This window comes from Paenibacillus jepli (assembly GCF_047238105.1).
Lineage (GTDB): Bacteria > Bacillota > Bacilli > Paenibacillales > Paenibacillaceae > Paenibacillus_D.
This window is the reverse complement of record NZ_JBDFMD010000001.1, coordinates 3227153-3240895: the sequence shown is the minus strand read 5'-3', so window position 1 is coordinate 3240895 and position 13743 is coordinate 3227153. Positions and strand designations below refer to the sequence as shown.

Sequence of the window (13743 nt, the reverse complement as noted above, 5' to 3'; positions counted from 1 at the left end):
CTCAACTAGGCCGAACGATCCCATCAGATCGTACAGAACGCTTGCTGGTATGCCGGTCCTCATCACTCCCGCGATGAAGGAACCCACGGTCCATCGTTACAGAAGCTCAAACAGACGGTGAATCAGCACGGCGGCTTGCGCACGGCTAGTGGATTGCAGGGGCTGAAGCTGCCCGCTGCTGCCCTGCACAAGGCCGAGGCGCAGGAGCGCCGCCATGTCTTCCCTTGCGTACGAGGCTACACTGCCGCTGTCAGTAAATGCTGCCCATACTTCTCCATCTTCAGAGGTTCCGACGGCATCCCCGGATGATAGCAGACCCGCCTTCCGCAACGCTCTTGCCGTCATGGTCATCATGTCTTGCCTCGTAATCTCGTCGTGCGGACGGAAGCGGTTGTTGTCCCCTCCGTTCACAATGCCGTAAGCCCGGGCCTTGCCGACCGCCTCGTAGTAATAGCTGTCCGGGTCGATATCCAGGAACGGCTCGCCCGCTTCGCCATCAGGCTCCAGCAAACGCATCAGCATGAGGACAAAGTCTGCCCTTCGGACCGGAGCGTGCGGCGTAAACGTATCTTCAGATGTCCCCTTCACGATTCCCCTTGCAGCCAGTGCCTCGATCGGACGGTTGGCCCAATCCAGTCGTTCGGTATCGGCAAAGCGTTTCGCCTCGAAACCGATCGCGTATGTCCCGGCGTCTGCCGCTTTAAAGATGACCTTTTCGCTCGCAGCGTCATACCGTCCGTTGATCACTGCACGGCCGGAGTCCCCTTCTATTTTCCATATCGTAATATTGCCTGGCTTGGCCAGCTCCGCCTCGTACGGCTCGTACGGGATCCCTATCGTCAGCCGGTCATCGCCCCGCCGCCCGTCCAGAGGCGATCCGCCAGTGGACAAGCTTACTTCGAGCGCCGGTCTCGAACCGATACGCATCGTGTAGGACGGAGACCATCCGGCACGGTCTGCGGCGGCGATCGTTAACCGCACGGAGCCTGTGCCGCTGTCCGCTCCCGCGAGCAAGGCTGTGCATGGAACCTGGACATTGGCATGGGGCGTCTGCACCTCGAACAGCACACTTCCTCCGCCTGAGGTATGGCTCTCGCACACATTGCCCATCGGCCAGTCAATGGCATATCCGGATGCCTCGGCATCCGCCTCCAACGGGATGCGTATCATCTTCTCGCCGCGCTCATCGGATTGGGCCAGTTCGAGCGCCTCATCCAGCAATGTCTGCGTTAGAGCCGATACGGATAAGCCTGTGGCTGCCTCCCTTGCAGGCGTAACCCCTATTGAAACGGAACCATCCTGCTGCGCCTGCACATGCCGGGCTTCCTCAGGTGGTGCGGTGATGGCTCCCCATCCCCATCCCGAACCCGAGCCCGAACCCGAGCCCGAACCCGAGCCAGGCCCCGGACCCGGGCCGGGATCCGGATTGCCCGGCGTTACGACAGTCGCTTCTAGCGCGGTGTAGCTTTCATTGCCCGCTGCATCCAGCGCCGTCACCTGGAATCGATAGGTCGTGCCTGCTTGGAGCGTCGCGGTTTCGTAGGTCGTTATACCGCCACCCACAGTGTCCAGTTGAACCCCATTTTGATAGATCCGATATTGTGTCACGCCGACGATATCTGCAGCTGGATCCCAGCTCAACTCGGCTGTGTCGTTGGCACTCAGCTCGGCATGCATCTTGCTCCATGTCGGCCAATAAGGCGCTCTCTTATCCGTGAATGCTCCCGGAAGCTGCAGCAAACGTGACGTGCCTTGCCCGTAGAACTCATGCAGCTCTCGTACAACATCGGTGAAATGATTGCCTCGGGCGGTGTGGCCGTACAGACCGCTCATCATGACCAGGCCGTCAGCCATATGCTCAAGCCGGTTGTTCGCGATAATCACATTCAGATTGTCGCGATCCTCCAGTGTAAACACCGGATTGCTGTCACTGGAATGCGTAGCCGCCGAGGAAACGATGCCTGAGAACTTTTGGTGACGCGGCGTCGAGATCGGCTCCTGGCTGCCATATAAATAATTGTCGTTGATTTCAATGCCGTAAACGCCCGTCGCATAAAACCGCACTCCCAAGCCTCTGCGATTCGACACCGTAATAATGCCCGACGCATGTCCTGTTCCCGGCGTCCCGATTAATTGATTTCCCTTCACATTGACAAAAAACGTTGGCGTATACCGGCTATTTTGCACATTGCTAGATGAATAGATATAAATACCGTCCGTATTAACAAGCTTGTTATCCGCAACAACAACATCGATGGCATTGCCGTACAGCCAGATGCCGCGTTGTCCGTCTATCGCCTCATTGTTGTAAACCGTCATATTGTCATTCGGAGCGATTAATGCGAATTTACTTGTCCGGTCCGGAATCACATCCCACACTTCCATTAACGAATAGGTGGTTCCCGACATATATTGCACCTCGCGATATTGCCCCAATCCCGTACCGTCCACGATGACCACAGTTAATCTGCCTGTGCGCAAACTAATCGGTTCCGGTAACGGTTGCGATGGTGCCAACGAAATGGTGTCAGCAGTCGCCCCAAGCACTTCACCCACTGCGTAATAAGCGTTCGGCATCTCTGCGAAAATCGATTCTCCGTCGTTATTATACGTAGTCTTCAGATGGGCCCCGGTCGTGCGTACGAAATTGTTCTCCACATGGCTGTTCGACTTCATACCAATTCCGTGCACTTCGACATCCGCTTCTCCACGCATCACAAATTCATTATCGCGAATAAAGGTATAATCCGCAGTGATCGGCATTGCGCTAGAGCTGTACTCAGCGTAATTCCCAATGGAGTTCACATAGCGATTCATAAAAACACGATTGTATTGGGCCACCCAGCCAACCATGCGGTTATCTTTGATCATAAGTCTTTCGTCGCCTACGAGAACCATCCCTTGTCCGCGGCCGCCTCCCCTCGATCTGTCCACGGGATCAAGCACCGGGTATTCGATGCTGGTTTCGATGACGAATATCTCGCTGGCCGTTCGCAGCGTCAAATCTTCAACGGCAGCGCCCCAATCGTGGCCCAGCCAGATAAAGGCATCGGGGTACATCGTATCGTCCGTTGCGCGAATCCCGATTCGTGCAATCCCCATGCGCCCCTCCGTCTTGCCGTCGCCAATAGCCTGAATAAAGTTGTGATTGCCGCCGTTATGATAGAGGAATGTGCTTTCAGGCCCATCTCCCATCAATACGATACGGCTTGGCAATTGTACGACTGACGCATGGAAAGTACCAGCAGGCAAATAAACAACGCCCCCTCCGTCATTTTTGGCAGCCGCAACTGCCGCAGCGATCGCGGCCGTATCGTCGTCACCATCGTCCGCAATGGCGCCGTAATCGGTCACGTCAAACACATTGTCCCAATCAAAATGATCGGCCCACGCCACGCCCAGTCCCAGCGGATCTTCGCCCGGGGAAACAACAGTCAGCGTCTGATCGCTTTGCAGGCTCTTCCATGAGTGTCCGCCATCGTTGGAAACTTGAACATCGTATTCGCCAAGCGGCACGTTCTCCACCAGGAAACGCAATGAGTACGGTGTCAAGTCAGTAATCGCTACCTCATATGCGGCATCCGAGCCATTACGCAGCCTGACTTTCGTGTCCGTATTCGCATCGAATTCCCGAGCCAGAAAATTCCGTCCTGATATATCGATGGACAATCCGTCGAATGCTTCATACTCGGACATAAACAACGGACGCGGCGAATTCAATTCGATAGGCTCGCTCCAGCCTTGCTCATTGCTTACCCATAGCCGATAGGCCCCCGGCAAGTTGGAGGCAGGGAAGAGCATTTGCATAAATTGACCGCGCTGCTCATCTTTGTGCACGATGTCAAGCTCGACCGCTGATGCAGACGGCGTCATGCCGGAGGAAGCCAGAGGCTCGATCACTGCTTTGACGTCATCCCAATCGTCGGCCTGCATGGCGTGCCCGCTCACCTGAAATAACATGCCGGGTTTCACAGCGTCCGTTACGCGCATCAGCAGCGGCGGCAATTCCCACTGCGGCTGCTGGACGTCCAAAACGACGAACGCTTCGGATCCATCCAGCAGATCCTCATCATTTGGCCCGGTCCATGCCCGAACGTCAAATTGACCGGCATAAGGCGGCGTATAACTTACGGAAGCAACCCCATCGGCATCGGTCACCGCTGCGCCAATTTCCGAATCGATGTAGGTCCCTACATAATCCCCTTGCAGTTCAAAGGTCACGGTATACCCTTCAATCGGTTCATCGTCCTCATCGGTCAGCACCGCTGCCAGCTCCACTGGCAGTCCCGGTGCTTCGACGGAATAGGGGCTTTGTGAGAAGGCAAGGCTGGTTGCATCATAGCTCTCCGCCAGATAGGAGACCGGATCGGAGGGCAGCGGCGCCACATCGGGAGCGGGCGGATCATCCCGCCCCTCGGCTCGATTATAGCCATCGGACCCGTAAGCGCCAACCCAGTTGCCTGACGTAGTCGAATCCGTACTCACAACCTGTGCTTCCTCCGCAAGCGCCACTGCGGCAAGGCCGGGCAGCAAACCAACCGCCAGTGAAATAATTAGCAGCAGCAGCCCCGACTTCCTTAACAACTTCTGTTGTCTTGACATTTGTAACTTCCCTCTTTTCCTTAAGTAATGTTGGATCTATGTACGAAGTCTTTCGACTTAATACCGAACCAGTGAGGAGTAGGGGGGGGGATTAGTAAACGCTTTCATAATACTCGGCTCCAATATACCCATCCCAGCGTTCCCAATCTATTAACACTTTTTGCGCACGCAACGCAGGCGAGGATCGCGCTTGCAATAAATGTTCATCCATGTGGAATCGTCCGCAAATCTCGTGCGGGCGTGTGGAGCCAATGCGGATATCGAAATGTGGTAAATGGGGGGCGTGTAATGAAATGAAGTCACTAAGTCCAGGGGCATTAATCGCGGCCAAATGGCTATGAGGTTGAAGGGCCGCTACAGGAGCGTTGCGGCCCATCGTGGCAAACTCGCTTACATGATCGCTCCGATATCATGCTGGCCGACGATAAGCTTCAGCGGCTCGAGGTAAACCCGCGTGAGCGTCGGTCGCGCGACAAGATCGATTTCAATATCCGCGATTTTATAACGAGCGATTTTGCCCTCCCTTGTATCGTAAACGACATTGAATTCCTTCAATCCTACTTGTTGAATCAGAACGGAGGACCCGAGCGACAAGGCAGCCGTTTCGAACTCCCCATGATCGAACAACACTTCCGAAAGAATCTCTTCGTCCATATCCACAATCGTGACCTGTTGGCAAAACTGGTATTTCATTCACAGACATCTCCTTTAGGTGGGATTCATGCAGAATGAGAAGATTGGATGTCCCATACCGCTCTCCTTCCTTTATCGGATCAATCGGGCTGTCTCTGTAGCGATGACCGCGCAATCTTGCGAATCCAATAAGCCATGACAGTCCTTCTACAAATAAGCAATAAGAAAAGCAACCGTTAACCGAAAACTCTATCATTGATCGGAGCACTTACTCTCCGTTGTCTTCTTTGCAGATGTTGACATTAATCGAACGATCGTTTAATATATGCCGCATGAGACATAAAGATGAACATAAGAATCAAGCCATCTTCGATGCCACGATCCAATTGATCAATGAGGTTGGCTTCGCCGACGTCTCGATGTCGAAGATTGCCAAGCGAGCCGGACTATCATCAGCCACCATTTATGTTTATTACGAGAGCAAGGAGGACTTGCTGTTAAAGCTCTATCTGAATGTGAAGGAAAAGATGAGTAGGACGTTGGTTGCCACGATTCATGAAGGGATGGATTCCAAACAGGTTTGCTATACGTTCATGAAGAATGCGCTGGATTTTATGATTCAGAACAAGGACTGGTTCTTGTTTATTGAACAATTCTCCGCCTCGCCTTTCGTGCATAAATTATGCCTGGATGACACCAAGCCGATGTTTGAACCATTGCTCGCCTACTTTCAATCGGGTACGGAGAAGGGGGAGTTGAAACAGGCAAGGAGTGAGCTGTTGGCCTCCTATTGTTATCTGCCCCTGGTGCAAATAGCGAAAAGCTATTATGAAGATCCGTCTATGGCTTATGAAGAAGAGCGGAATACCGTGTTTTTGCTTAGCTGGGATGCCATTAGATCATAATGGCAGTTCTTTATCCAATATAATAAACGATCATTCGTTTAATTATAAATGTCATTATAAAAATGATGGGAGTGTTGAACATGTTGAATATGAACAAGCTTTACATTGGTGGAAGATGGGTGGAGCCTGCCTCGGCCGATACGATCGAAGTGCGCTCTCCCCACAATCAGACGCTTATAGGTGTAGCCCCCCAAGCATCGCCAGCCGATGTGGACCGCGCAGTTGCCGCAGCCAAGCAGGCTTTTGTCAGTGGACCTTGGTCCAAGATGATGCCGGAAGAACGTCAGGGAATCGTAAGCCGGTTTAATGAGCTGCATGCTGCCCGGGCTGATGAATTGGCTGCCTTGGTTACCTCGGAGAACGGATCGCCGATCTGGTTTACCCGTTCCTTGCAATCTGCGCTGTTCGAACAGACGAAAGCCTATCTGCGCGCGGCGGCAGATTTTTGTTGGGAGGAGCTGTTGCCCTCAGGCGAGGTCGTGCGAAGAGAACCTGCTGGCGTGGTAGCGGCGGTTATTCCGTGGAACGCCCCGCAGCAATCTGCCCTTGTGAAAGTGATCCCTGCCCTGCTGGCAGGCTGTACCGTGATCCTGAAAGCTTCACCGGAAACCGCCCTGGATGCTTTGCTGTTGGGAGACTTGTTTAGCGAGGCCGGGTTGCCTGAGGGGGTGTTGAGCATTCTTCCTGCCCATCGGGAGACGAGTGAATATCTGATCTCCCATCCTGACGTAGACAAAATTGCCTTCACAGGCTCAACCGCTGCCGGACAGACTATAGCCTCGATAGCAGGCAAGCAGCTCAAGCGGGTCAGTCTGGAGCTGGGTGGGAAGTCTGCGGTCATCCTCCTGGAAGATGCGGATCTAAAAGCGGCGGTTGGCGCTTTGAAATACAGTTCGTTTGCCAATAACGCCGAGGCATGTATCGCATATACCCGTGTGCTTGCTCCTCGAAGCCGCTATGAAGAGGTTGTCGCGGAAATGGCTAAGATGGTGCAGGAGATCACCGTCGGAGACCCCTCCGATCCAGCGAATTTCATGGGACCTATGGTCCGGGGAGACCAGCAGGAGCGGGTGAAAGCTTACATTGAGCTTGGCATTCAGGAGGGCGCGCGTTTGGTTGTTGGGGGTACCGAGGTGCCGGAGGGCCTGGAAGACGGCTATCATGTCCGGCCGACGCTGTTTGCTGATGTGGACAATAAGATGCGCATTGCGCAGGAGGAGATTTTTGGTCCGGTAATTGTGGTCATTCCTTATGATGAGGAGGCAGAGGCCATCGCCATCGCCAATGATTCACCATTCGGCTTGGCAGGCGGCGTCTGGGCAGGCGATCCCCAACATGGACTCGCAGTGGCTCGGCAGATCCGCACGGGCACGCTGTCAGTGAATGGTGCGCAAGGCGGATTCGATGCGCCATTCGGAGGCTTCAAGTCCAGTGGCATCGGCCGTGAGTTCGGCAGTGTGGGCTTGGGTCAATATACGGAATATAAATCGATCACGATCTAAGGAAGAGAGTCTGAAAATTCAAAAATATGGAACCCTATCTGAATCCTTTACGTCAAACCGGGGGATGAGAAGAACCGCTATTACGCTGTAAATGCGTGGGAGTTCGGCACCTACCTGGTTGATCGAGAGGAAGGGAAGGCGAATCGGATCGGCTCCGGAGCGTTGATCGGTTGGACGCCGCAGGGTCAGGTAGTGGTATGGCATTCGACAGAGGGCAAGTCTGTCCCTTATCTTGGTTTGGACTATTCCAACCGATGATCAGTCAGCAGCCAGCCTGGATTTCAAATAGTCCAGGCTGGCTTGTATGCTTTGGAGAGGATGCGGGCTCTCGTCCTGCTCGACGAAATAGTATCGGACGCCAGCCTCCCCGAAGCTTCCAAACAAAGAAGTCCAGTCCAGCGTACCTCGCCCGATCTCCGTGAATTGCCCATCCTGATCGATATCCTTCACGTGAATGAGGGGAGAGAGGCCCTTGTAAGACAACAAGGCGGAGCGCGGGTCGATGCCGGCCTTCTTCAGCCAATACGTATCCAGAGCGAGCTTCATCACGTCGGTGCCCACGCCCGCCAGCAGCCGGTCGATCGTGCGGCAGCCGTTCCGAATGTCGAACTCCTCCCCGTGGGGATGGTACAGCAGCTGCATGCCGCGGCGGCGAATGGCGAGGCCGAGCTTGCGCAGCATGGCAATGGAAGCTTGCAGAGCTTGCTCCTCCGCATAGCTTTCCTCGGTCAGCGATGTGACGATGTAATGGGCGCCGATCGTCTCGGCATAGGCGAGATGGCTCTCCAGGGTGTCCGGTGTGAGGGGATAGACGAAGGTCGATATCGCCCTCAGCCCCAGACGGCGAAGCTCCGCTTTCAGCTGTTCGGCAGGGATTTGTTCATAGCCCCAGCTGAAAGGCTCGACGAGCTTATAGCCCATATCCGCCACTTTCTCCAATGTTCCGAAGAAATCCTGCTCCAGCTCGTTGCGGAGCGTGAACAATTGAACGCCCGGAGGGATGACTGTCAGTTCCCTCATCATGTCGCCGCACCTGACAAATCTCATCACTCATCCCCCGATTCTCTCAAGATTGCAGTCTTCTGACGATCGCGTCAGCCGTGCGGAAAGCAAGCGCCACGGTGGTCAGCGTCGGGTTAGCCGTCCCGCTTGTCGGGATGACGCTGTTATCCGCTACGTACAGTCCGGCAATGCCGTGGACCTGGCCATAGGGGTCTGTCACCGACGTCTGCGGGTCGATACCCATCCGGCACGTTCCCATTTCGTGGATATCCGATCCCAATGGGAGCCGGCACAGAGCGGGACCCTCGGCAGAGGTCAAGGATACATCCATGGCCGCTGCGGCCTGTACGACGCCTTCTCCCATCTGCTGGATGACGTCTTCATCCCGGGTGCTGTAACGAAAATGAATGTTAAGCTCGGGCACGCCGTCCTCATCCCGTCTGATGGGATCAAGCGAGACGTAATTTTCATAACGTGCTTCCACCTTGCCGAGCGTGGCGAGGAGAATGTCCAGTTGCTCCTGCAGAGGCTGCACGGCATATTGGACCCAGGGGTAATCGCGAGGTCCGATGATCTGGATCTGGTACGGGCGGTCTATCCGCCCCGGCACCAGAATGCGAAGTGGGCCAAGCATCTCGGGAAAACGATGGCGTTCGAGGTGTGCTATGCCTAGCACTCTGGAATGGTTCGTCATGTAGTGCCCGATGGCGTTTCCTGGGATGCCGGAATTCAAGAGGATGTGGGCGCTTCCGAACGTGCTGGCGGACAGCACGACATTTTTGGCGGTCAGCTGGAAGGTTTGCTTTGTTGGCGTCATGACCTCGACGCCGGCGCAGCGGCTGCCGTCCGTCAGCACCTTTATCACTCTGGCATGGACGGCGAGGTCGTAAGGTCGGTTCAGAGCCTCCGCGAGGAATTGGATCGAGCTGAAGAAAGGATTCGAGTTCAAGACACCGAATTGGCTCGGCGGAGCGAGATTGACAGCAAGCGGCTCATCGGCGGCATCGGGAAACCCGTGACACTGCAACCGATGAAGCAGCTGCTGCGTGAGTGGAGCGTCCCTGGCAAAGCTGCGAGTGACGCTTAGCGCGTTCTCCGCCATCGCGTAATAATCCGCCATTTCGGCTAGCGGCACCGGCCACTGCAGCAGTTCGGAGTCCGTCATGCGTGGACTTGTCGTGCTCCAGAATAAGGTTCTGCCGCCCAGGGCATAGATTTGACCAGACAAGTAACCGTCGATATAATCAGCCTCTGTGGCATAATAATCGAATGCCCGTCTCGGTGTCATCGTATGAATATTTTGCGCATGCGTAGGAATGAGCAGGCCGCCCCGCTCGACAACCCCGATCCGCAGCTTGGCGCCGGGCATCTGCTGCATGACTCGCTTCAACACGGCGCTCCCGCCGGCTCCCGTCCCCACGATCAGCAGGTCGTATTCCGTCCTCTCCATCTCTTCGAGCGAGGTTAACGGCATCCACGACTCCCGTGCACTCGGGTTAATAAGCTGGAAGGTGCAGGCCGGGAGTGCACATACTCGCTCTTCTTCCGCCGGGGGAAGCTTGACCTGAAGGCCCGGAATAGGCAGGGATGGATCGTTGTACTGCGGGTTGAGAGCCATCAGCTTCCGGACGTCGGTCCCGCATTGCCTCGCGATGGTTTGCAGGCTATCGCTTTCTCCGGCGATGTAGAGCCTCATCGGTCGCCTCCTCCCCTTTTGTTTCTTACACAGTATATGCGGGGGGCAGCGTCAGAACGACAGCTTTCTAATCCGCTTGCGATCGTCGCATGCCGTTGAAAGGCATTGCGCGCTTCATGATGTCTTCTAATCTTTTTTGTCGTTTAAGGCTTTGACAAAAAAAGCCGCCGGCAGGAGCAAGCCCAGACTCGCTTGGATGACCGCAAAAAATCTTGTGCTCCCTACAGGAACCAAGTCGCCATACCCGATCGCCAGGATGGTCACGCCGCTAAAATAGAGATATGTCCAAAAGTCAGACTCGGCTTCTTCCCCCATGTGATCGGTAACTCTCAGTGTAACTTCATGAAATGACAAGAGATAATAAATGACAGCGAAACCAAACGTAATGCTGAGCAGTACAAAAAACAATTTGTAGAATAGATCCAGGTTAACATAGCTTTTCTTATATCCTTTGCTGGCCAGAAAGTAGATCAAGGTGCCAGTCATATACAAGCATGTCAAGACGATGAGCAATGTATTAATCATGACGATGAACTCCTCCCTCAATGGCAATGTTCATCTTGTTATGAATGCTCTATTCTTATATACCCACTTCCTATGCGGCGTAATACCAAGCGCCAGCAGCGTATGACACTGACTCTTCTCCTTGCGCGGCGGGCGCCTCTGGCTGCTGCTTGAAAAGGAAACGGCTTTGTGCTACATTTTAATAAACACCGTTCATTATATGGAGGCGACATGACAGAACCTACCAACGACAACAACCCATCTTCCAGACGATTCGGCCGCCGAAGGAGGGGGGAGGAGAAGGAACAACTGAAGGGACTCATCTTGAAAGTGGCCAGTGAACTGTTCATTGAGCATGGATACAGCGCTTTTTCAATGCGCAAGCTGGCTGCGACGCTTGGGTATTCGCCGGCTACGTTGTACCTGTATTATCACGATAAGGATCACTTGCTCTTCAGTGTCGTCGACGACGCGTTTACCCGCTTCCGCACAGAGCTGGCTCAGGCTGCAGGCAGCACCTCGGATCCGTGGGAGCGGCTGGACCGGATCGGCGAGGCATACGTTCAATTCGGGTTCACCTATTCCACGTATTATCAGTTGATGTTCATGTGGAGGGTCGACTATCTGTTCGAGGCCAGGCAGGGGGAAGAAGTGCCGCGGCTGGAGGCTTTTCAGGTGTTGTTCGATTCGGTCAAGTATGCCCAGGATCATCACGCTGTCAAACCGGGAGATACCTATGTGTACAGCGATATGCTGTGGGCTGCCCTGCACGGCGTCGTAGCGCTTGCTATGCAAATGCCGATGTTTACGCCGGAACGTACGGCCAACCTGGTGGATCAAACGAAGAAAATGCTTTATATGACCTTACGGTCATAATTTTTTTGGTTTTTAGTGAACACTGTTAATTAAAAATCGGGAGGAATGACGAGTGAGTCTGTTCTTGTTTATTCACATACTGGGGGTCATTTTTTTGTTGGGCAATGCGTTTACGGTGATCTGGAAGCTGCGGGCGGATTACAGCAAGGACGTGGCATTGAAGTTTCAAACGGCCCAAAACATCATGATTCTGGATTACCTATTCACGCTGCCTTCGATCGTCATGATCCTGGTCTCGGGCCATGTGTTGGCCCATCAAGCGGGGTATTCGGTATTCTCGTGGAATTGGCTTGGGATTTCCTATGGGCTGTTTGTCATGTCGGGGGTACTATGGATGGTCGCGCTGCTTCCTCTGCAGACGAAGATGATCAAGCAGGGCAAGCTCTCTTTTGAACAAAAGACGCTGACTCCTGAGTTCGTTAAGGCTTCCCGTCAGTGGAATCTATATGGGGTGCTGGCGACCGTAACGCCAATCGCGGCGATGATCTTGATGGTGTGGAAGCCTGGTGTGTAGAGCAATTATGGAAACCCTCACGTCACCTCGACGCTTATGTTAAGCTAGAGAAGAATCCATTAGATCGACATACGCAGTCGCAGAGGAGGTCCTCGTGTACGCGCAGATATTTCTAGGCGTTTGGATGCTAGCCATAGGGGTTGGTCATTTGTTTTCTGCCCCATTTATGATTCGCCAGTCCTATCGCGAACGGTTCAGCAAAGAGGAGCTGGCCTCTTATCAAAGAGGCTTGGTCCTACCCCAGTTCATTTTGGGCGTGACCTTTATCAGCATGGGCATTGTTGAATCAAAGGATCTGCTTTCACTGCCTGTATTTCTGGGTATCTATCTGCTGATTGTGTCCTTTGCATTGGGCATGATCTTGATCAACAACAAAAAGCATACCGGCTATTATTTCTGGTAACCGGTATGCCCGACCTTGGGCCTTGGACTTCGGGCAGCTTATTGCGGCAGCAAGGCTTCGCGGATCACTTCGAGGGACTTCAATTTGATATGCGGGTAGTCGCTGATGACCCACTGCGGAACCTCATAAAGGCGATCATGCTGCACCGCTTTGAGCCCCTGCCAGATCTGCAGATCCTGCAGATTTTTTAGGTTGTCCCGTGCTTCGTTATCACCTTCCGCCGCTGGCGCGCCGACCTCCATGAAGATGTAGTCTGCGTCGAAGTCAGGTAGCGACTCTGCCGAGATCGCTTCGATCCGCTGCACGTTCTCCAGACCTGCCACCGGCTGCAAGCCCAGCTCGCCGAATAACGTCTGCGCGAGCGCTTGGTCTGGGCCGTGCACCCGGATCTCCTTGGCCATCACACGCAAGTACAGAAATGTAGCGTCTGGCTCGATATGTTCATGGATCTCCTTGGCTAATTGAGTTGCTTGTTGATCAAAATCGGCGAGCCAGGCCTTCGCTTCAGCCTCCCGATCCAAATAAACTCCCATTTCCCGCAAGCCTTCCCGCCAGTCATCCGGTTTGGGAGCAATGATGGTCGAGGCAATCTTCTGCAGATCCTCCATCGAGTCGGTCGCGCGGCCGATGATCAGATCCGGATCGGACTCGATAAGCGCCTCCAGGTTGACCGTGTCGCCAAGCGGGATCACGTCGGCAAAAGGTTCCCCGTCGATATAGGGGAGATCGGTGCTCCCTCGATATGTTCCCATGGCATGCGGCATAATGCCAAGCGCCAGCAACGTATCCGACAACCGATAGTCGAGCACGGCAATGTTCTGCGGTTCTCCGACAATGGTTGTCATGCCGCCGGCGTGCTCAACCTCGCGCGTCACCGGTTCTTCTACGGGCGTGGCGGACGCCTCTGGCTGCTGCTCGAGCGTAGCGTCTTCATTAATCCGGTCATTCATGCCATCGTTGGTTCCGCCGACAGAAGAACAGGCCGCCGTCAGCGACACCATCCATAGCAGCAGAAGCAGGAATCCTCCTCTACGTATCTGCCTGAGCGTTAACCCCGTGGTGAATTTCATCTCTGCAACGTCCTTTCCATTAATAATGATAATCTT

The 13743-nt window shown here is 54.2% G+C and carries 11 protein-coding genes; 5 read left to right on the top strand and 6 right to left on the bottom strand.

Annotation, left to right across the window (positions count from 1 at the left end; genetic code table 11):
* Positions 1-96: 96 nt before the first annotated feature.
* Positions 97-4602, bottom strand: a complete 4506-nt coding sequence (locus ABC336_RS14205; protein ID WP_413239266.1) for an S-layer homology domain-containing protein — start codon at positions 4600-4602, stop codon at positions 97-99.
* A 390-nt stretch (positions 4603-4992) separates the two neighbouring features.
* Positions 4993-5295, bottom strand: coding sequence for a hypothetical protein (locus ABC336_RS14200; RefSeq protein WP_413239265.1), 303 nt, complete (start codon positions 5293-5295; stop codon positions 4993-4995).
* A gap of 218 nt (positions 5296-5513) precedes the next feature.
* On the opposite strand from ABC336_RS14200, the gene ABC336_RS14195 reads away from it, so the two are divergent.
* Positions 5514-6140, top strand: coding sequence for a TetR/AcrR family transcriptional regulator (locus ABC336_RS14195; RefSeq protein ID WP_413239264.1), 627 nt, complete (start codon positions 5514-5516; stop codon positions 6138-6140).
* Between the two features lie 80 nt (positions 6141-6220).
* Positions 6221-7642 carry an aldehyde dehydrogenase gene (locus ABC336_RS14190; protein ID WP_413239263.1) on the top strand — a complete coding sequence of 474 codons (1422 nt, stop codon included), beginning with the start codon at positions 6221-6223 and terminating at the stop codon, positions 7640-7642.
* A gap of 258 nt (positions 7643-7900) precedes the next feature.
* On the opposite strand, the gene ABC336_RS14185 is transcribed toward ABC336_RS14190, so the two are convergent.
* The 3 genes from ABC336_RS14185 to ABC336_RS14175 all read right to left on the bottom strand — a co-directional run bounded on the left by ABC336_RS14185 (position 7901) and on the right by ABC336_RS14175 (position 10865).
* The gene (locus ABC336_RS14185; protein WP_413239262.1) at positions 7901-8689 is read right to left on the bottom strand and encodes a sugar phosphate isomerase/epimerase family protein; all 789 of its coding nucleotides are present in this window, start codon (positions 8687-8689) and stop codon (positions 7901-7903) included.
* A 19-nt stretch (positions 8690-8708) separates the two neighbouring features.
* Positions 8709-10340 (bottom strand): GMC oxidoreductase, encoded by a 1632-nt coding sequence (locus ABC336_RS14180; protein WP_413239261.1) that lies wholly within the window; start codon positions 10338-10340, stop codon positions 8709-8711.
* A gap of 126 nt (positions 10341-10466) precedes the next feature.
* The gene (locus ABC336_RS14175) at positions 10467-10865 is read right to left on the bottom strand and encodes an ion channel (RefSeq protein ID WP_413239260.1); all 399 of its coding nucleotides are present in this window, start codon (positions 10863-10865) and stop codon (positions 10467-10469) included.
* Positions 10866-11075: 210 nt separating this feature from the next.
* Between ABC336_RS14175 and ABC336_RS14170 the strand changes: the two genes are divergently transcribed.
* From ABC336_RS14170 to ABC336_RS14160, 3 genes are all read left to right on the top strand, one after another.
* Entirely contained in the window at positions 11076-11720 is a 645-nt protein-coding gene (locus ABC336_RS14170; RefSeq protein WP_413239259.1) for a TetR/AcrR family transcriptional regulator, read from the top strand.
* A gap of 52 nt (positions 11721-11772) precedes the next feature.
* Positions 11773-12234 carry a DUF2269 family protein gene (locus ABC336_RS14165; RefSeq protein ID WP_413239258.1) on the top strand — a complete coding sequence of 154 codons (462 nt, stop codon included), beginning with the start codon at positions 11773-11775 and terminating at the stop codon, positions 12232-12234.
* Positions 12235-12328: 94 nt separating this feature from the next.
* Entirely contained in the window at positions 12329-12637 is a 309-nt protein-coding gene (locus tag ABC336_RS14160) for a hypothetical protein (protein ID WP_413239257.1), read from the top strand.
* Positions 12638-12675: 38 nt separating this feature from the next.
* Here ABC336_RS14160 and ABC336_RS14155 read toward each other — a convergent pair whose 3' ends face one another.
* On the bottom strand, positions 12676-13707 hold the full coding sequence (locus tag ABC336_RS14155) for an ABC transporter substrate-binding protein (protein WP_413239256.1): 1032 nt from the start codon (positions 13705-13707) through the stop codon (positions 12676-12678).
* Positions 13708-13743: the final 36 nt, after the last annotated feature.